At 62.7% G+C, this 19,262-nt stretch carries 17 protein-coding genes and 1 pseudogene; 7 read left to right on the forward strand and 11 right to left on the reverse strand.

What is annotated here, in order from left to right; genetic code table 11:
* Positions 1–75: 75 nt before the first annotated feature.
* Positions 76–813, reverse strand: a complete 738-nt coding sequence (locus tag AC5RWG_RS16795; RefSeq protein ID WP_494167456.1) for a DUF4238 domain-containing protein — start codon at positions 811–813, stop codon at positions 76–78.
* 137 nt (positions 814–950) lie between these two features.
* On the opposite strand from AC5RWG_RS16795, the gene AC5RWG_RS16800 reads away from it, so the two are divergent.
* Positions 951–2,324 (forward strand): hypothetical protein, encoded by a 1,374-nt coding sequence (locus AC5RWG_RS16800; protein WP_494167457.1) that lies wholly within the window; start codon positions 951–953, stop codon positions 2,322–2,324.
* 345 nt (positions 2,325–2,669) lie between these two features.
* Here the strand turns inward: AC5RWG_RS16800 and AC5RWG_RS16805 are convergent.
* The 3 genes and pseudogenes from AC5RWG_RS16805 to AC5RWG_RS16815 all read right to left on the reverse strand — a co-directional run bounded on the left by AC5RWG_RS16805 (position 2,670) and on the right by AC5RWG_RS16815 (position 6,572).
* Positions 2,670–4,021, reverse strand: a pseudogene (locus AC5RWG_RS16805) (ParB/RepB/Spo0J family partition protein).
* Positions 4,022–4,628: 607 nt separating this feature from the next.
* The gene (locus AC5RWG_RS16810) at positions 4,629–5,057 is read right to left on the reverse strand and encodes a hypothetical protein (protein WP_494167458.1); all 429 of its coding nucleotides are present in this window, start codon (positions 5,055–5,057) and stop codon (positions 4,629–4,631) included.
* A gap of 498 nt (positions 5,058–5,555) precedes the next feature.
* Positions 5,556–6,572: an ATP-dependent DNA ligase gene (locus AC5RWG_RS16815; RefSeq protein WP_494167459.1), complete on the reverse strand. Its 1,017-nt coding sequence runs from the start codon at positions 6,570–6,572 to the stop codon at positions 5,556–5,558.
* Positions 6,573–6,680: 108 nt separating this feature from the next.
* Between AC5RWG_RS16815 and AC5RWG_RS16820 the strand changes: the two genes are divergently transcribed.
* Complete coding sequence (locus tag AC5RWG_RS16820; RefSeq protein WP_494167460.1) at positions 6,681–7,046, forward strand: hypothetical protein; 366 nt, start codon at positions 6,681–6,683, stop codon at positions 7,044–7,046.
* A complete protein-coding gene (locus tag AC5RWG_RS16825; protein WP_494167461.1) occupies positions 7,003–7,326 on the forward strand; it encodes a hypothetical protein in 324 nt (107 codons plus the stop codon). The genes AC5RWG_RS16820 and AC5RWG_RS16825 overlap by 44 nt, the downstream gene beginning before the upstream one ends.
* Positions 7,327–7,517: 191 nt before the next feature.
* Here the strand turns inward: AC5RWG_RS16825 and AC5RWG_RS16830 are convergent, their stop codons facing one another.
* From AC5RWG_RS16830 to AC5RWG_RS16855, 6 genes are all read right to left on the reverse strand, one after another.
* Positions 7,518–7,670 (reverse strand): hypothetical protein, encoded by a 153-nt coding sequence (locus AC5RWG_RS16830; RefSeq protein WP_494167462.1) that lies wholly within the window; start codon positions 7,668–7,670, stop codon positions 7,518–7,520.
* A 196-nt stretch (positions 7,671–7,866) separates the two neighbouring features.
* Positions 7,867–8,880 carry a DUF4192 domain-containing protein gene (locus AC5RWG_RS16835; protein WP_494167463.1) on the reverse strand — a complete coding sequence of 338 codons (1,014 nt, stop codon included), beginning with the start codon at positions 8,878–8,880 and terminating at the stop codon, positions 7,867–7,869.
* A 908-nt stretch (positions 8,881–9,788) separates the two neighbouring features.
* Complete coding sequence (locus tag AC5RWG_RS16840; protein WP_494167464.1) at positions 9,789–10,421, reverse strand: ParB family protein; 633 nt, start codon at positions 10,419–10,421, stop codon at positions 9,789–9,791.
* Positions 10,418–11,239: a ParA family protein gene (locus tag AC5RWG_RS16845; protein WP_494167465.1), complete on the reverse strand. Its 822-nt coding sequence runs from the start codon at positions 11,237–11,239 to the stop codon at positions 10,418–10,420. The genes AC5RWG_RS16840 and AC5RWG_RS16845 overlap by 4 nt, the downstream gene beginning before the upstream one ends.
* 1,178 nt (positions 11,240–12,417) lie before the next feature.
* Positions 12,418–14,241, reverse strand: a complete 1,824-nt coding sequence (locus tag AC5RWG_RS16850) for a MarR family transcriptional regulator (protein ID WP_494167466.1) — start codon at positions 14,239–14,241, stop codon at positions 12,418–12,420.
* A 211-nt stretch (positions 14,242–14,452) separates the two neighbouring features.
* Entirely contained in the window at positions 14,453–14,614 is a 162-nt protein-coding gene (locus AC5RWG_RS16855; RefSeq protein WP_494167467.1) for a hypothetical protein, read from the reverse strand.
* A gap of 1,088 nt (positions 14,615–15,702) precedes the next feature.
* On the opposite strand from AC5RWG_RS16855, the gene AC5RWG_RS16860 reads away from it, so the two are divergent.
* The 4 genes from AC5RWG_RS16860 to AC5RWG_RS16875 are packed head-to-tail and all read left to right on the forward strand — an operon-like array spanning position 15,703 to position 18,807.
* Complete coding sequence (locus AC5RWG_RS16860; protein WP_494167468.1) at positions 15,703–16,206, forward strand: hypothetical protein; 504 nt, start codon at positions 15,703–15,705, stop codon at positions 16,204–16,206.
* Positions 16,206–17,192 (forward strand): hypothetical protein, encoded by a 987-nt coding sequence (locus AC5RWG_RS16865; RefSeq protein WP_494167469.1) that lies wholly within the window; start codon positions 16,206–16,208, stop codon positions 17,190–17,192. Before AC5RWG_RS16860 ends, AC5RWG_RS16865 begins: the two co-directional genes overlap by 1 nt.
* Positions 17,177–18,307, forward strand: a complete 1,131-nt coding sequence (locus tag AC5RWG_RS16870; protein WP_494167470.1) for an alpha/beta hydrolase family protein — start codon at positions 17,177–17,179, stop codon at positions 18,305–18,307. Before AC5RWG_RS16865 ends, AC5RWG_RS16870 begins: the two co-directional genes overlap by 16 nt.
* Positions 18,304–18,807, forward strand: coding sequence for a hypothetical protein (locus AC5RWG_RS16875; protein WP_494167471.1), 504 nt, complete (start codon positions 18,304–18,306; stop codon positions 18,805–18,807). The genes AC5RWG_RS16870 and AC5RWG_RS16875 overlap by 4 nt, the downstream gene beginning before the upstream one ends.
* A gap of 116 nt (positions 18,808–18,923) precedes the next feature.
* Here the strand turns inward: AC5RWG_RS16875 and AC5RWG_RS16880 are convergent, their stop codons facing one another.
* Entirely contained in the window at positions 18,924–19,238 is a 315-nt protein-coding gene (locus tag AC5RWG_RS16880) for an ArsR/SmtB family transcription factor (protein ID WP_494141626.1), read from the reverse strand.
* Positions 19,239–19,262 lie beyond the last annotated feature (24 nt).

Raw genomic sequence — 19,262 nt, forward strand, 5'->3', positions numbered from 1 at the left:
GTCCCACGCCGGAGTGGTGACAGAAACGGTCGTTTTTTTGATGGTCAGGCAACAGACATCAGGGATGTGGATAGATCATTTTGGAGATCGTTTAGCCGCGATGACCGCAGCCTTGCTGAAATTGAGCGATCCCCTAGCTCCGACGATCCACCGTTTGCTGTTCTCTGCAAGCAGCGGATTATGGGGAACGTCGTCTGGGAGATCTTCTCCGATCACGAGTAGTTGGCTGGGGGAGAGTGGGAAGGAGATGGTGGAGATTTCGGCACCGTCGGTTGTCCGCCAGAGTAGGACCGCGCCGTCTCCGGTGGCGAGTCCCCTTGCCTCTCGCACCTGCCACGGCCATTGTTCGAGTCCCAACGTGGTCAGCCTGAGGACATCCTGGAAGGACTGCGACAGGAGCAACGCGTCCCCGAGGGCAAGCTCCGTCTGTTCAATCCGTCCGTCTGTTCTCAGTACAACGGCGGGGGCTCGGACCTTGGTTCGATCCGCGTATCGTCCTCGGTCAAGGTGCATGTCCAGGAAGGCGATCACAGCGCGCGCTTCGGCCGTCGTCAACGGTTCCCCTTTGCGCATTTTAACGAGGGCCGGAGTGCCGGCGTTCTCAATAAGTGAGTAGTCTCGCTCAAGGTTTCGAGTGAGGACATTGGGGTCGTAGGCGTAGCTTACGACTGTGGCGCTCAGATAAGAAGAGGGATAGCCTCGACCCTCCTGAAGATCGAGCACGTCGACGACGTTCCTCTTGTCTGCCCACGCGCGGATATAGCCCTTCGACACCATGTGTGCGTTTTTAACAGCGTCTTCTTTTACGGCCATGAACGACACCCCCTCGCATCTCAAGGTATCCGACCAAACCCTTGTGCTAAGGGAGGCCCCTTTCAGAACGGTTGTTTTTGTTTGTAACCACCAGGGCGAAGACGCAGGTCCGGTGAAAGCCGTCGTAGGCTCTAGCCATGACCCCAAAACCCTTGCTAGCTGTCGACAAGGTCTTTGTTCCGGGACTCGACTCCGAACACACACATGTCGAACGGGAGAACGCTCCCCAAGTCGCCCAGATCCGCCAATACGTTCACCAGAAGGGTTACCTCATCCCCGTCGTTGGGCCCACAAAAATGGGAAAAACAGTTCTGGTTCGTAGGACTGTGCCAGATGCTTTTTACATTGACGGCAGCTGGATCACCGACACCAAAGATTTCTGGGTACGGCTAGCAGCTCAACTCGACATCCCTACGACCCAAAATGGCAATAGGACTAATGGCGACACCTCAAAATGGGGATTCAAGGCGAAACTCGATCTCCTGCTTGGTAGCGCCGAGAGCCAATTTGGCGGCGAGCACTCCCGTGTAATTGCCAAAGGTTGGTCTTCCGAAATTCCAGCGGACCAGGCTGTAACGGCAGCCATTCGAGCCCTAAACGAAGTCGATCAGTCCGCTGTGATCATCATCGACGACTTTCACTACATGCCGCCATCGGTGCGCGCTCACGTTGTGGCGAGCCTCAAGGGTCTCTGCGCAAACGGGGCCACAGGAGTGCTCATTACGTTGCCTCATCACCGAAACGAAGCAGTGACGCAGATCCAGGACATGATCGGTCGAAACAAGGTGGCAGCACTGGAGGGTTGGACGCTGTCCGAGCTGGAAGAGATAGCTAAGCTCGGCTTCCAAAAGCTCAATCTTCTGGATCCCGATGGCGTTTTCGCGCAAACGCTGGCTAGCGAAAGCTACGGCAGCCCGCAACTCATGCAAGCTCTGTGCCTTAGCTTCGTGCGCGACGCAAACAACGTCAAAGTGGAGCAGGAGCAACCCACGCCACTCCAGGCCCCCGCCGACTGGTCCGACTTCTTCGAGGAGCAGGTAGATGAGCGGGCCTACGAATGGTTGGAGACCTTGGTCTATGGACCTCCAGTTCGAGGCCAGGACCGGAGGGTATTCGATCTGCAGGATGGCCGCAAACTGGACGGATACCAGCTGATCTTCGCGGCATTGAAGGCGGGTGGTCCTGTCCTTTCCACCAAAGTCCGGGACTTGAAACCGATTGTCACCCAGCTGTTAGCAAACGGTTCGAACGATGAATTTGCGCGCCTCAACCTTGTAACCAAGTTGAAGCAACTTACCAAGATCGCCTCGAGAAAGCTGAGTGCTCAGCATGAGGATGACCTTGAAACCGAGGATGACGAGCTGCCGGCCGCCGCTCCGGACGAGACCTTGCCCAACAGCAGGCATCAGCCATTGTTCGAATACACCTCCCGCAGATCCGGCGAAATAGACATTCTCGAGCCATATTTGGCGTATGCCTTGAAATGGAAGAGTGACGGGCTCTTGGCGTAGTCAGCAGTCCGCTTGTCCAGCAGGATTCCTTCTGCCGGGTTTCATAAACAGAAGGGCCGACACTGAGTGCCGGCCCTGTCTGGTTTTCCCTCTGCAAAGGAAATCTGTGTTTCAGCGTAGCTGAATTATTGGTGATGCTGCCACGGGGGTGGGGAACGTCGTTGTTCCTGGTCCCGCGGGGGATTGGTTCTTGGGGTTGTGTCGCGTGGAGCGGCGGTCCGCCGCTGGTGAGTGGCTATTGTGTCTTGGCCTGGCGGCGGACCGCCCCACTTTTGGGAGGTTCCGGCCAGTCTGTGGTGGTTGGTGCCTTGCCGGGCGGTTTTGTCGCCGCCCGGCAAGGGTGTTTTAGGCGGCTCCGCTTGTGGTTTCCTTGCCGCTGTCGATGATGAGCTGTTCGGTCTCGGATGCGGTGTAGCCCCATGTGACCAGCTGGTTGAGGTAGTCGCGGTGGCTTTGGTGGGGTGATCGCCATGAGTCCTTGGCGATGGTCTTTTCGTATCCTGCGCAGATCAGTGCGATCAGGGAGAACTCGGGCCGGGCGGTGGTGTTGGCGACGTGGTCGCGGAGGGGGTTCCAGCCCCAGCGTCCGTTCTTGTCTTCGGTTTTGGCTCCGATCATGTCTGCGGCGACTTCGCCTTGGTAGCCGCTGGCGGTCTCGGGTGGTGGGTGATGGCGTGGACGGTGAAGTACTGCCAGCCCTTGGGGGCTTGCTTCCGTGCCAGAAGGTTCTTCACGAACTCCCGGCGGACGAAACCAGCGGATTCCATGGCCTTGTTGTTGGCGATCAGGGTCTTCCGCTCTGCTTTTTGTTCCTCGGTCATGGGGCCGGACTGTGCCTGGCGGCCGCCGTCGTAGCGTTCGTGGCGCGGGGTGAAGCCGAGTTCCTTCCACCCGTTGATGACTGGTTTGGCGGCGTGGTTGCCTTGCCAGTCGCGCTGGATGATGTAGGCGTTGGCGTCGTCCTCGGTGGCAGGTTCACCGTCGGTCCGGTTCGCGGCCGAGACGTACAGGGCGTCTTCGTCGGCGTAGTGGCCCGCGTCCTCCACGATGGCCTTGCCCTGGCCTTCGAGTTCGGCGATCAGCGCGGCACGGGCGGCGGCGATGTCCCGCTTGTCCCGCAGCCGCTGGGTGACGTGCAGGAGCATGTCGGGTTCGTCGGCGAGGACTGATTCAAGTTCCTCGGTCGCGTCGGCGTCGTCTTCAAATTCGGCCAGAATCAGGGCTTCTTCGATGGTGCATCCCCGGCCCAGGGCGGCGTCCCCGGCGGTGGTGGACTTGGCTTTCAGCGCGTCCTCGACGGTGATCTTGGTCCGCCCGGTTTTCTTGGCGATCTGCGCCGCTGACACCCCGATCAGGGAGAGCTGGTGGTAGGCCTCGGCCTCGTCGGCCTCGGTCAACGCGGAGCGTTGGATGTTCTCGACCACCTGGGTGACGATGCGTTCTGCTTCCTCGGGGCTTTCGGTGACCATGACCGGGATCTTAGGGCGTTCGGCCTCGACGGCGGCGCGGGTGCGGCGCTGTCCCATCAGGACGTGCACCGTGCCGTCGTCCTTGCGGTGTGCGATCACGGGCTCGAGTACGCCGTGTTCTTTGATGCTGGCCACGAAGGCGGGGGTGAGCGCGGCGTCCTTGCGGACGTTGATGTCGATGGTCAGGGTCTTGGGGTCGAGCATTTCCAGCGTGGGTGTGGTGTTCATGGTGTTGCTCCTTTTGCAGAGGATTCTGGTGGGTGGGGCGACCAGTGGTGACCGGCCAGCTTCCCCGCTCCCCCCGTTGTTTTTTGGCTGCTGGCGGAGCTTGCGGAGCTGTGCCCGACGGAGGCCCGTCTACCCGCAAGGGCAAAGGGTGGGGATATTCCTGGAGGAAACAAGCGAGGCACGAGCGCCGGAAGGAAATTCATGCCCCTGCAGGCCCCGACGAAGGAGGGGCTAGACGGGGTGGAGCGGGCACGTACGATCCGAAGGACAGCAGCCAAAAAACGTCGTAGACACAACAGGTTCAGGGACGGCGGAGCTCTGCGGAGCCGGCACTGGACCCAACAGCCGGCCGCGCCAGCGGACGCCCGAATCAGTGCGAGCCCTGCGAGCACCCTCTTTGTCCAGCAGCGTGTTGGACTTTTCCCGTGCCGGCCAGGGCCCCCGGGGCGGGTCCGGGGCGGCAAGGTGATGAGCGTCGGACTTTTCGGGATTGGCGGGCCGCCGCCGGGGAGCACGGCGGCAGCTGCACCGTGCGGCGGCCCGCCCGAACTTTTGCCGGGACGGGCTGGTGGCCGGAGCTGAGCGGTCCGGCCACCATGGGTGCTGGTTAGGCGGCGTGGACGGTGTAGGGCATCCGGTACCGGCTGGGCAGTTCCGCGGCGGCTTCGGGCAGGTCTGCCGGTCCGTGGGCCTGCCCGTTCTTCCAGTGGAAGAATGCCTGCTCGGTGATGGCGTCCCACTGCCGGGCTTTGGTCCGGTAGTAGGTGGTTTCCACGTCGCCCTCGCAGTAGGTGGCGATGCCGAACAGGTTGCCGATGGAATCGGCGGTGCGGATGGCGGCGACCATGACGTAGGGCCACTGGCCAAGGTCCCAGCCCTCGCTCCCCCAGCTGGGAATCACGGTCCAGCCGTGTTCGGCGATGAGGTCCATCCACTCGTACCCGCCGTCGGCGTGGTAGTCGCGCAGGACCGGGGCGTCGGTGATGATCTCGCCGGTGTCGGCGGTGGTTACCGTCTCGATGGTGATGGCGTTCATGGTGTTACTCCTTTTGCAGAGGAATGTGGTGGGTGGGGCGACCAATGGTGACCGGCCAGCTTCCCCGCTCCCCCCTCGTTGTTTTTTGGTTGCTGGCAAGCTTGCTTGCTCGGCGGCCGACGGAGGCCCGTCTACCCGTAGGGCAAGTCCGGGAAAATCCTCGGAGGAAATAAGCGAGGAACGAGCGCCGGAGAGGAATTTCCGGGGCGCAGGCCCCGACGAAGGAGGGGCTAGACGGGGTGGAGCGGACGCCTAGAATCCGTAGGACAGCAACCAGAAAACGTCGTAGACACAACAGGGCCAGGGGTGGCGGAGCTCTGCGGAGCCGGCACTGGACCCAACAGCCGGCCGCGCCAGCGGACGCCCACCAAGGGCGTAGCGCAGCGAAGACCCGGGCTTTTAGGGGCCCGGGTTATGCCCACTGGTGGGCAGGTGGAGCCCTCCGCACAGCTCAAAGCTGTCCCCACTGGGTATAACCCGGGTCCTCGAAGCGGTTATCTACGGCATCCTTTCTCCCGCGGGATGGGTCACCGATGCCGGATCCAGCTCCGGTCGGGCCCTCAGGAAGCGTACGGCGTGCCGGAAGGATGTCCCGGACATCGCGGTGTCCGCTGATACTTCCACGACGAGCGGTTCCACCAAGGTCAGCTCGGTTTCGCCGGCGTCGGCGTTAAACCGGTCCATGAGCGTGGATTTCACCCGGTGCGGCCAGGGATGATCCGGGCCGGCTGCCTGCAGCTGGGATGCCAGCAGTTTCGCGGCCGCCGGTTTCAGCGGGGCGGAGCGTCCGACGATGCGCAGTTCCCCGTCGATCGGCAGCCCGGCAACGATGGCCTCCGGCCGGGTGAGCGGGCCGATGACCGCGGCGCATACAACGTCGACGGTGTCGCGGTGTTTGATTTTTTGCCATTTCCGTTGCCCTCCCTCGTAGGGTTGGCCGGCGCCTTTGATGACGAGTCCTTCGATGCCGGTGGCGGGCAGTTCTTCGAACCAGGTTGCGGCGGTGTCCGGGTCGGTGGTGCCCGGGGATAGTTCGAGGGTTTCGTCCCAGTCTTTGGCGAGTTCTTCGAGCAGTTCCCGCCGGACCCGGAACGGCTCGCTGCGGATGTCGTGCCCGGCGGCGGCGAGCAGGTCGAAAGCCACGTAGTGGGCCGGCACCCGGCGCACCAGCGCGGGCAGAGTTTTCGCTGACGTGCTCAGGCGCTGTTGGAGCGCGGAGAAGTCCAGACGCTCCCCCGACCAGACCACCGCTTCCCCGTCGAGCAGGCAGCCCGGCGGCAGCTGCTCCCCCGCCGCCTCAACCAGGTCGGGGAAGTACCGGGAAAGGTTCTTGCCCTGCCGGGACCAGATGGACGTCTCATCCCCGTCGCGGCTGATGACCGCGCGGTAGCCGTCCCATTTGGGTTCGTACCAGGTCCCGCCGGGCAGCGCGCCGGAGCCCGGCATCTTTTCCACCGCGCGGGCCAAGGCCACCTTGACCGGCAGGCTCAGCGTCGCCGGCAGCCTGGCATCCATGAGCCCACGATACAAGGCACACCTTGGACTCAATGGCCGGGGCAAAGACGCGGGCATCGTTGGTCTTGGCGCTTCGCTTAATTCGAATATGTGTTCTATTTTTAAGGGATGGATCGGGACGCGCTGGCGAAGCTGGCGGCCCGTTACACCAGGCGGGCCGAGCCGGTGTCGCTGACCTCGGAGGAACTGGATTTCGAGCACTGCAAGGTGACCCGCGTGGTGCCCGGTGTCCCGGTGTGGGCGTGGATCCGGTTCCCGGGTGCGGCCGAACTGGTTGCCGGTGAGGCGTTCGGCTGGACGTCCCGGGCGGTGCAGGTCACCTGGACGGACGCAGGGGTCCGCCGGGTGACCTGGGTGTGGGCGTCCGCGGTGCGGCGGCGGAACGATCAGGTACGGAAGACAGCTTTGGGAGAGAGGACGGCGCAGGCCAATGACAGCGGTACAGGAACAAACAGGCCCGCGGACGCTCAATGAGCCGGTCGACATCCGGTTCACACCCCACGGGGTGCCGTTGGCGGTGCGCTGGCGGGGCCGGCTCTGGCCGGTAGCGGCCGAGCCGCTGCACTGGTTCAGCCGGTGGAACTGGTGGGAATCCAACCTGCCTGCCGGGAAGGGGCAGGGGAACATTGTCGACGTCGAGTTCTGGCGCCTGCAGGTGCGCGCCACCTCGACGTCGCCATTGCGGACCTTGGAGGTGCGCAAACACCCGGGCTGGGAAGGCTGGCATCTGGTCAACGTGTCCGACGAAACCTAAAACGCAAAGGCCCGGCTGGAGGCGGATCCCCTTCATGGCGGTTCGCACGGTGTCGCGGCCGCCATGTTCTTGCGGCAACATTTCTCCGGGCCTGCGGGCATGGGGATGGGCCGGCACTTGTGTGCCGGCCCTTCCCTGGGTTTCCCTCTGCAAAGGAAAATCTTTGAGTGCAGCGTCAGCGCTGCGCGGGGTCAGGGCTCGTCGAGCCGGTGGTCTTCCACGGGGAAATCTACCGGTCCGGTCGCCGGGCCGGCGGTCAGCAGGCGCAGTTCCAGGATGTCTTCAAGGGGGCTCGCATCCGGGGCAACAATATCGGCTTCGCTCCTGCGGAAGTGATCGGCCACGCGGGGCTCCTTGACTGTGTGGGACGGCAGTGTCCTTTCACAGTAGCGGCAGTTCCTGCGGGCCGGCTGGAAGTGGCTGCGCCCGCGGCAGCGTCAATGCGGCCGGCGGAGCGAAGCGGGGGAGGCCGCCGCCGCACCCGGGAAGACCCCAACGGGAAGGCCGGACCCCCTTTTGATCGGGGTCCGGCCTTGCGGGTTAGCGGTTCAGCTGGCGGTCATAGGCCTTTCGAGGGTCCCGGGCGCACTCGGCCAGCAGGCCGCGGTTGACCAGCTCGGCCAACAGTTCAGCGAGCCGGTAGCCGGCCACGTCCTGAAGTGCGAGCTTGAAGTACCGGTCGGCGAAGCTGGATTTACCTTTGAGCCATTCCAGCCAGCCGATCAGGCACAGCATCGGGGCGCGCTGTCCTTCGGGGGTCGCTTTCATGAGTTCGAACGCGACTTCCTGGGCGGTGTCCACCCGGGCCCAGTTGGGGCGGGCGACGAAGACACCGAGCATGACGGAGGTGAACTGGTCGGCATCGTTGGTGATGATGTCCCCCATCAGGTAGTCCCGGACGGCGGGGTGCTGCAGCGCTCCGGCCAGCTGGTGCGCGGTCCGGGTTGTGAGGCTCTTGGGGTTCTCCAGCACCTTGGCCCACGCGGCGCGGCTGGCTTCCAGGTCTTCGGGCCAGCCGTCGGGTTTGTGCGCTGCGATGGCCGCCCGTGCCGCCTCGTCTCCGGTGAACGGTGCCGGGGCGGGGAAACCGGTGACAACACTGCCCCGGTAGATCAGGGCGGCGTTGCCGTTGCTGGTGGTGATGGCATCCAGCGGCTGGTCCGGGCAGCAGCCGGTGTCCGTGCACAGGTAGTTCCGCCACCGTTCCGAGGTCACCAGCCATGCATCCTGCAAGGGCATTCCCGCGGCTTCCAGTTCCGTGCGCAGTGCCTGCACCTGCCCGGAGTAGGGGCGCGCATCTTCGCTAGTGTTCTCGTCGGTGTAGATGACCAGCAGGCTGCCGGTGGCGGCTTCGTCGGCGGTCAGGTAGCTGACGATCGTCTGGGCGTAGGCGACGGCCTCCAGGCCGGACGGGGCGTCGACGCGCAGGGTCGCGCCAAGCTGTTTGCCCTGCATGGTCAGCGCGACGAAGGACTCCTTGGGGGTCTGTCCCAGCGTGTGCGGGACGAAAGCCAAGACGTCGGCAGGGCCGGTGAATTTGATGTGCTCGTTCATGGTATGGCTCCCTTTTGCAGAGGACGTGGCGGGCGGGGCGACCAATGGTGACCGGCCAGCTTCCCCTCTCCCCCGGTTGTTTTTGGCTGCTGGCGGAGCATCGCGCAGCTGTGCCCGTCGCAGGCCCGTCCACCCGTCAGGGCAAAGGGCAGGAAATTTACTTGAAGGAAATAAGCGAGGAACGAGCGCCGGAGGGAAAATTCCTGTCCTGCAGGCCCCGACGCAGGAGGGGCTGGACGGGCCGGAGCGGGCACGTACGATCCGAAGGACAGCAGCCAAAAAACAAAAAACGCTTCTACAGCCCGAGCGCCAGCGAGGCCCATCTCCCGCTGTGCGGGCAAACGAACATCTGGCACCATCGTCCGGGCCGGCTCCGAATGGACGTGGCCGAGGGTGACCGGGCCATCCTGGTCTGCGACACCGCCGAGAACCGGCTCCGGCAGTATGGAGCAGGCGAGGCCATCCTCGACTCGCCAGGAAGCCTGCCATTCCGTCGACAGGCTGACCGTCGGGGCGGGCAGCACGGAGCGGACGCAGCAGGACGGGCACAGGATCCCCGTGGTGGCGTCCCAGCCCTTCTGGGCGACCAGTCGAAAAGCGACCGACGGCGGGAAGCGGAAGGTCATCTCAGCCGAGGACGGGCATACGCCGTCGGTCCCTTCGTCAGGGGTAGACTTTGGCGATGCGGACGGCGCTGATGGCCATGGTTTTCCTTCCCGACTGATTGGTTTTGCCGGGAAGGCATTTTCGGGCTGAGTGTCCGCATCGTTCCCCTGCAGAATCAAATGTAGATCCGGCAGGGGCGCCCCAAATCGGCGGCGGTTTTTGACGCACCCCGCAACACACTCTGTGGCAAAGGCCACAAGCATCCCGCGTAACCCCCGAGTCTCGGATTCAGTGTGCCCCGATCAGCCGCCTACAGGGCGGCCGCGCGGCACGTCGTCCGGGTCCGAATCGTAGGGTTCGCCATTGTTATACATGGCCTCCAGCCGGGCGCATTCCTTCTCGACCGCGGCGCAGATGAACTCCGACAGGGTCCTGTACCGGGTCATCGGCCGGGTCGAGTTGTAGGTTGACCGCATCCGGTCCCCTTGCTCCTTCGACTGAAAGAAACTGGCTTTCTTCGGCGCTTCCTTCTTCGACTCAGCCTCCGGCTGCTGCGGGGCGGCTTCGACCGGCGCAGCCCCGGGTGCCGGTGCGTCCTGCAGGATCTGGGCAGGAATCTGCTGGACGGCAGGGATCGGCACCTGGTGGACGAACGGAGCCGGCTGCACCGGTTGTTCAACAGGCTGTTGGACAGGCTGCTGCACGGGCTGTGGCGCGGGATGCTGGACAGGCGGTGGCACCGGCTGGGGTGCCGGCTGCGCCGGGGCCGGGGGCTGGCTCTCGGCCGGCTGCTCCAGTTCCGGTTCCTGCATGGGCGAGGACGCGCTCATGTCTTCGATGACGCTGCGGCTCGAGGCTTTGCCCAAGCGTCCGCGGCGCTTGATCTTGTCCAGGGCCGGGGTGCCGCCCCGCCCGGACACGGGGTCTACACTCACGCTTCGCTCCCCTTCCAGATTGCACGCGCCAGCTGCTCCAGGTCCGCCCGCAACAGCTTGGCTTCAGTGCCGAAAGACTTCAGCGGCCGGGCGGCAGCCTGCGCCTTGGCGAAAGTCTCGCGGTCCGGCAGCAGCGGATCCAGGACCAGGTCGCCGAAGTCGGTGCGGATCTTCTCGATCCAGGCGTCCTGGTCTTTGCGTCCCTTGCGGACCTTGTTCACTACGACCCCGACAATGTCGATGTCCTCGTTGAGGTTTTCCTGCACCTCGGCGATGGTGGTGACGATTTCGGCCAGCCCCTCTACCGAGGCGACGCGGGGTTCGCTGACCAGCAGGGCATGGGTGGCCGCGGTGAGCGCGTTCACGGTCAGCAGCCCCAGCGAGGGCGGGCAGTCGATGAGGACGATGTCGTACTCTTCGGCGACGCCCTTCAGGGCGATCCGGAGGCGGTGTTCACGGGCCATCATAGAGTCGCGTTCGCGCGAGGCCAGGTTGCGTTCGGAGGCGATCACGCCGAGCTCGGCATGGTTAGGGGATTGCCACTCCTCCCCCACCTGCAGGACGGCGTCGGCTGCCACGCCGGGGAAGATCTTCTGGTTCTGCGCCTCGTCGCCGTAGAGCACGTCGTTGAGCGTGAACTCCGGGCCCGACAGGCCGAGGGCTGATGTGGTGTTGTACTGCGGATCGGCGTCGATCACGAGGACCTTTTTGCCCATCATTTGGGTGTAGACCTCGGCCAACCCGGTGACAAGGGTGGTCTTGCCAACCCCGCCCTTCTGATTACAGACCGCTATGATTCTCGCCGGCATGGGAATCATTACCTCTCTCCTGGTGCAGCGTGCCGGCAGGAGACCCACGTGTGGCAAAGAGTCAACCGGCCGGCACCGATCGATTCCCACACTATCGGCGCTCCCCCGCCGTCCATGGTAGCCACGCCCGTGCCTGTTACAGATTCTTAAATGGAACCTTTAGTACCGTTACCGCCGTTGGCGGCACTGGAGTGAATGGAACCTTTTGCGCAGTTGGATCTCTTACCACCGATAGTGCCATTGACGCCAATCGTACCTTTGGCACCTTTGCCACTGCTGGCGCAAAAGGTTCCCTTTCCGGTCGCTCGGAGAAACTAACGGCGCAAATGGTTCCATTACGACCCTTTGCGCAAAGCCCTCCGTGTCATCCCCCGGGCGCGGCCTTGGAGCCAATGCCACTAATGGAACCATTTGCGCACTTCACCTCCATTTCCACCTTTAGTGGCCTTACTTCTTTCGGAGGCGCATGAACCGTCAGCAGCGTGCGCGTGGCCACCCTGCCTTGATAATCCCGGGAACACAGGGGTTTCCATTGCCGCAGCGGCCGCTAATGGAACCTTTAGAGCCTTTACCAGCTTTGGTTCCGATGGAGCCTATGCCACCTATTGGCCCCCAGGAGCTCTGCCCCACCAAGTGGCTGCTCGACGTTCCTGCCCATAATGGAACCTTTGGAACTATTCGAGCTGTGAGAGGAAAAGGTTCCGTTTCCTCCCTTTGGGGCTGTCGGCGAGACACCCCACCGATGAGGTCACAGCCTGCTCCCAACCAAGTTCCAACAGTTCCGTAGGTACTTATGATTCCTTTACTGTCATTCGTAACCGATGGAACCGAAAGGGCAAAAGATTCCTTAAGCTCTATTCCTGCCCTCGGATCTAAAGGTGGCATTGGAGGCAATGGTTCCGATACCACCGCCGTGCCCTGGTTTCGCCATGACGCGGTGGTGGCCTGCCAGCGGTTCGGCCTGAGTGCAGCGGGGTCTGGGGAGAGGGCGCAATCGGAGACAACGGCGCAAACGGAGGAAAAGGTACTGTTCCCTCTGATCGGAAGTAATGGAGGTATTGGTACCGCAGACGCCTCCCTGCTGGCCGGCGCAACCGTCAGGGCGCTTGCGGGGTGGGGGAGGGGCAGCAAATGGAGCAAACGGAAGGAATGGTTCCATTACAGGTGTTACTTCCAACGGTGCCATCTCAGGCCGTCATTTTGAAGGCCATGTCGGCCAGCGTCCAGTCATCCGGCGGGCCCTCAAAGGTTTCCCAGGGGTAGTCGTCACCGGGGGAGGGGAGGATTGCTACGGTGCTGAGCCGCTCGGAGAGCCACTGGCGCCACTGCGCCCGCTGCCGGCGGTACCGATCCAGCTGCCCGGCCACCTCATCGAGGACGCCGAACAGCTCAGCCAGCTGGCGCAGGGACGTGGCCGGAACCAGGCACCAGGACAGGTCCCGGCCCGAGCGTTCGGCCAGGTTCCAGGCAGCGAGGATCTCAAGGGCCTCGGTGACGGCGGTGCGACTCAGTCCGGTGTGCCGGACCAGATCGGAGGTGGACACCGGGCCGGGGGAGTGCTCCAGTGCTTCGTAGACAAAGGCCGCCGGCATCCCCAGCTCGCGGAACACCGGACGCAACGAGTGCAGCTTGCCCTTGTCCCAGGCCCGGTTTTCCGCGGCTTCCTGCAGGGATTCCGGGAGGTTCAGGCAGTACAGGTCTCCGTGCGTACCCCGGCCTTGGCTGACGAGGACGACCAGCGGATCGGTTTCTTCGCGCAGGGCGCGCAGATGGGCGGCCACGGTGGTGTGTTCAACTCCAGAGGCCACAGCCAGGGACCGGACGCCGAATTCGATGAACCGGCTGCCGGTCATGTGTGCCGCGGCCCCGAGAGCCCTGAGGATCATGCGCTGGGCCATCCCTGCGCGGGAACCGCGGTAGCGCTCTTCAGCCAGGAACAAGGCATTTCTCCAGGTGCGGATGAAACGGTGCTCACTGTGCGGCGATTCCGGCAGATGACCTTGAAGCTGCCCCCCCTGTGTAGGGGGCCGGCTTGTGTTGGTTTTACGGACATCTTCTTTGCCGGTGGTTTCGGTGATGAATTTGACCGCTTTCCCCCAGTCCCGGCGCAGCGCGGTGAAGCGCTGGTGGGCACGGTAACGGGCATAGAACTGGGCCAGCCCCGGCCAGATGCCTTGCTTCATCCGGCGTTCGACGTCGGTCAGGCTCATCCCGCATCCGGCAGCTGCAGTCAGGACGGCCTGCCGGGCTTCCGAGGGGGTCGCATAGCGGGAGGTGTCGTAGAGTCCGTCCACGGCGGCGGCCAGCATCGTCCGGGACATCCGGCCGGTCCCGGCGGCGGCATCCGGCAGCTGGGCCGAGACCCCGGTCAGGGACTGCTCCGGCTCCTCGAGGCGCAGTGCCCTGGCGGCGGCCATCTCGGGGGCCAGGTCGGCTGCCATCCGTTCCCACACAGCAGGGGAGTTGGGCCGGCGCACGATGTCGTAGGCCATGGTGAGGCTCATGGCGAGTTCCTGGTGGCCGCCGCTCTTGTGTGGGCTGCCGGGCGTGCGGATGCAGCCGTGGCTGATGTTCTGGTGCGGGGACCGGTCCAGGCTGCGGTAGCGGCTGCCCAGGGCTTCGACGAACTCGCGGGCTTCGGTGAAAGTGACGCGGCGCTCCAGCGGGATGTAGACGTGGCGGCCGCCGTTGGGGGAGTGGTCCTCGATCCAGCGGGCACCGTGCTCGTGCAGCCAGGAGGTCACCCGGTAGACATCGGCGGTCACCCGGTCGATGCCGTCGACGGAAGAGTCGAAGTCGAGGCAGATGGTCCGGCAGGTGCCGTCCTTGCCGAAGATGCGCACGGCCGCCGGCTGGGATGGCAGCGCCGGGCCGAGGTCGCGTTCGTGACGCTGGGGGTAGCTGCGTCCGCCGTCCCGCGAGATCCGCACGCGGGGTTGGCCAGCAAGCTCGGGAGCCAGCGCCGCCCAGACGGTTTCCGGGTTGTCCGCGGCAAGATGGTCTCGCGGCACGCCGAAGGCACGGTCTGGCAGCGCGCGAGGGCGCTGCTGTACGATGGGGTTATTCCTTCCGATGGGGAGGGTAAAGGAAAGCCCCTTTTGGGACTTTCTTGCGATTCCCGTGAGGGAACCGATGGGCTCATCACCTGGTCGCCGGCAAGCTCTTAGGTGTTGAGTTTTGAGTTGTCATAGAAGGCCCGCCTCGTGCGGGCCTTCTTATGCTTTAGGAGACCATGCGGCCGATAGGCAGCTCCTCCTGGCCTGGATGCGCGAAGTCGGAAGGATCCATTGAAGCGAGTTCCTTCTTGATCGTGGCTTCGACGAATTCACTGACGGTGACGCCCCTGCCCTTGGCAGCCCTGACAAGCTGATCGGCAGATTTCACGTCTACGCGGGTGCCAACGAACCGACGCTCGCCCTTACTGCGACGCCCGCCTCCGCGGTTTCCTGTAGTAGCCATGGCTCTCAACTGTCCTTTGAATCTCGGGTCGATCTGTCCGCCTCTAGGTGGACGTCCCGGCCGCCTGGAAGGTTTGGGAACATTCCCGCCGGAACGGTCACCGGATCTGCCGCGGCTGATCCTTTAACTGTTTCCAACTACTACGAAATTACCATCGTGTAAGACGACATCCGGGCAACCTGTAAAAGTTTCCGCCTTGGTGATGCCGCTCCTGCGAAGGGCCGGGCCGGCGGAATGCCGGAATGACCATGGCACAGGCCGAAGACAGGCTTGGAACAGGGGTTCCGTAGGTGCAAATGGTTCCAATTCCCGAAGGGCGAAAGAGGCGTCTGAAGGGGTGTTTTGGGCCACTTTTGGCCCGGTTTCCAATGGAAGAAAAGGAACCATTTCCCAAACATGTGCTCTGCAGGTGCCCCCGGCGGTGTCCGGAGCCCGACCGCCGACCGGAAACTGCGCATGTAAGGAGGTCAGGACCGGGCCAAAAATCCGCAAAAAAGAATTTTGTTCCGGCGTGTCGCAACGGCGGATACAGCACCCGGCGGGGGAGTGGGTGCCCTGAAGCCGCCGCCGAACGAGGAAAGGACGGACTGATGATGCGGCGTGTCGGAAGTATTTCCGTTCGTACGCACCGTGTCGCTACAGTCCGCCAGCTACAGCGGCGGCTGTCAGCCGCGCGCGCTGCGTTGCCGGTTGTAGTGATCCGTAGCCCCGTACGCCGTCGATTATGGCCAGACCGAAGAGAGGGGCGGACTGACTGTCGACCTCCGGCGTGTCGCCGAGAAGATGCGCAGTGGGGGCGAATGGCGGGGCAGGCCTGGTGTAAGCCGAAGGTGGCGTCATCGGGAATGGTCGGCAATCCGTTTCCTCTTCCTCTAGTCGGTGTCTTGGCATCCGCTTGATAAGGTCAGCCCGAGGCGGGCCAGCGTTACAAAGGCCTCCATCTAGTGTAAATCAAGTTCGAAACATGTTTCAGACATGTCGCCCACCAAGAGCTACCGAAGGGTGAATTTTCTGTGACGCAAGCTATGCGGTCCCTGCCCGATTTCTCGGCCGAGCAGGCCTTCCGCGCCGCTTCAACGGCGTTCAGGTCTTTGGACCTGCCGGGCGGTCTGAGCCTCGATTCGTTGCTCAAAGTAATCGAAAAGATGCGTGGCAAGCGAATCAGAGTGGTCTCGACAGACAAGCTTGCCGGCACCGCGATCTGTGGCCTCTGGTTGCCGGGCCGGGCCCAGGAGTGGGTGTTTCATCCGCCAACCCCATGGGAACTTCAACGACAACAGTTCATTCTTCACGAACTTGCGCACATGATACTTGGACACGATGCACTGCCAGGTGCAGGCACTGTCCTGAAGGCGGGCTTGCGGGGACTTTCCCCAGAGATCGTTCGGAGGGCCCTCATGCGTACGGAGTTCAGGACTGTGGAAGAGGCTACCGCGGAGTATCTCGCCGATTTGCTAGCAGATGCGCTCCGGGTTGGCCCCGGCGAACCAGGCGCTTTTGAGCAGGTCTTTGGCTGATGGAACTCATTGCTGCTGCACTAATGGTCGCGTTGACGGCGATTGTCATGGTATCCAGGGGCCAAGGCAAAGACACAAGCGTTCTATGGGCGTCAACACTGATTTCCATCTCAATGGTTCTTAACGTCAGCCCCGTCTTCACACTTGTCGACGGCTGGTTTGGCGGAAGGAACTACGCAGACCTGGCAGCGAATCTACTTCTCTTGGTGGGTGTCTATTTCCTTGCTCGGGCCATTCATCGAGCCGCTTCGCCCGCGTCCTCGGAGACGAGATCGTCGTACGACAAGTGGGCTAAAGCGGGCCTGGTCATTGCCATATCCGTGACGGCGGCAATGTTCCTGAGAATAGACGCCCCGGTCACTTCGACGTCGTTTATGCGCGACTACGGTGGACAGTTGGCAGCCGGCGCTTACTCCGCTGCGCAGTACATCTATGTTGGAGCTGTCATGGCAGCCGCAGGTTGGACCTGCTTCCGGTTTCGAAGGGCTTGGGCTACAGGGATCTACAGCGTGGCGTTTAATCTGATAGGCCTTGGCTGCGCGGCCGCAGTTTTGCTGGTCATCGACGTACTCCTGCTCGATGCACTGCACGTACTAGGTGCAACGGCCTCGATGGGCACACTGTCCGCGGTTTACGACGTGTTGCACTCAGCCGCATTTATCCTTCTTTGCACAGGCTTGGCCCTGCCGCCGGCAGGACGAAAACTCACAACCCTCTATGAAACTGCGAAGACCACCTCAGTCCTTGAACACTTGACACCGGTGTGGAAGAAAGCAATCGACGGCAACAGCGGACTGACCTTGGACCGCGGTGTGCTTCCGAGGCGGACCAACCGTGGGCGCACGGAACTTCACAGAATGATCGTTGAGATTCAGGACGCCTTGGCCCGTGACCCCTCAGCGGGCAAGAGGATCGGTGCGGAGGGTTTTAAGACACTGACCCAGGCGTCCAATCATCTCGAACGGCTGACATGGCGCCCTCGCTGAAGGCCGTTCTTTGGGGTGCCCTGCTGATTGTCACAGCCCCGATCCTTGGCTCGGTCTTGGCCGCCCGCAAGGCCACGTCAGCTACTTATGCGCGGCGGTACGACATTTCTCCCAGCTCCATATCTGAGGGCGAAATAGAACTTCCCGCAACTAAGCAAACGCTCACGCCTGGCGAGTTCGGTCTGCAGCTTGAGACCGGCGGTCCACCTGTTGTCATCGGGCAGATCCTTTCGACCCACCACGACAAAGTCACGAGGCGTCTCGTCTGGCGCCCTGAAAGTTTGTCTCTGGATTCCAGAGGAAGGTGGAGCGGGATCGTCGCCATCCATCCCACAGCGGGGAGGGCCGTTGATGCACTTGTCGAGACACCTATAGGTGAAGCCCCGGCTTGGGTGGTCAACGGGGGAGCTTCACGCTGGGCCATTCACGTACACGGTCACGGGAGCGATCGGACGCAAACACTGCGCGGGGTTGAGACTGCCACCCGCATAGGCCTCAGTTCACTCGTGATCTCATATAGGAATGATGGCGACGGACCCCGCTCGGGCGACGCGCGATCACATTTGGGCGAAGCGGAATGGCTCGATCTCGAAGCGGCACTTCGGCTTGTTGCGGATTATGGCGGAACGGAATGCGTCATATTTGGTTGGTCCATGGGCGCAACCATGGCTTTGGACACCCTACGGCGGTCGCCCTGGGCACGAATGATCAAGGGGCTCGTGTTGGTCTCTCCGGTCCTGGCATGGGAGGACGTGCTGCGCGCCAATGCACGCCGCCAGGGATACCCACAATTCCTAGGCTCATTGGTGACTCTGCTCCTGGCGTCCAAGGGTTTCAGCCAGCTGGTCGGTTTGGACACTCCTCTGGACCTCCGGAACTCGGATCGCGCCAGGATTGAAAGTTCATTGAGTACTCCCACCCTGATCCTTCACAATAGAAATGACTGGTCGGTCCCGTTTGAAACGTCTTCTCGCTTCGCTACTACCCACAAGAGCATGGTGGAACTCATAGGGTTCGACTGCACCGGGCACACTCAAGAATGGAATTCCGACCCGGTAGGCTGGGATCTGGCGGTTCGCCGATGGTATGAAGATTTATTTCCCCACGGGTCGTGAACGCGTTACGCAGAAAGTCAACGAATTTGAATGGGGCTGAATTGATGGTTGGCGGTAGCACCCCACGGGACCGGCTCGAGCGGGCAGAAACACTTGCCCGCAAGGTGAACCTCCTTCTTGACGTCGTGGTCGCCGAAGGAGGCAAACCCTACGAGTTTGCCGAGATCCAAGCGGGCGTGCGGGACAACGGATACGTGCTCTCTCGTACCCGCTGGTGGCGGATTCGATCCGGTGAGTCGCCTGAAGCCGTACCCAGAGAGGCGCTGGTCGCCCTCGCCAAATTCTTCGAAGTTGATCCGGATTATCTGACCGAGGATACGGGCGAACTCCCTGAGCGGATTGAGCGAGAGCTGCAACTCTTGAAGAAAATGCGCAGAAACAAGCTCAAAAGCATTGCAGCCCGGACCCTTGGCGATATTGACTCAAAGACTCTTGATGCCATCAATGCTCTCTTGGACGACGTGAACTCCTTCGAAAGCGGAGAGCCCCGGCCAGACTGAACCATGTGCGAAACATGTTTCATGCCTGCTACTGTGGATTCGTGTCCCTCACAGCAAGCAGCATCGCGCAAGGTCGGCTATCGCGTTACCGAGGATGCGCCCTGCGCCAATCGGGTTCAATTTCCTTCGACGTAGCTGACGTACTCCCTCGCGAGCCCACGAAGCCGCGCCAGCTGAACGGCATAGACGACATCCCTGCCTTGGCGCATGCCGGCGGGCGGATCAGTCTGTACCAGGCCAGCTTTGGACAGGGCATCGAGGTGCCGGTTCAGGCTGGGGCGGCTGATGTCCATCGCAGCCTGAAGGCGGCCGATGGCCGACGGGCCGAGGATGGCCAAATGCCGCAGAATCTGAGTCTGAGCCCGATTGCCAATGACGCCGATCGCGATCTCAACCTCGCCGGGAAGCACTGGTCGAATGAGGTTTGGCATGCGTCCATCTTGCCTGATGTCTCG

The sequence above is a fragment of the Arthrobacter sp. Y3221160 genome (assembly GCF_059092585.1).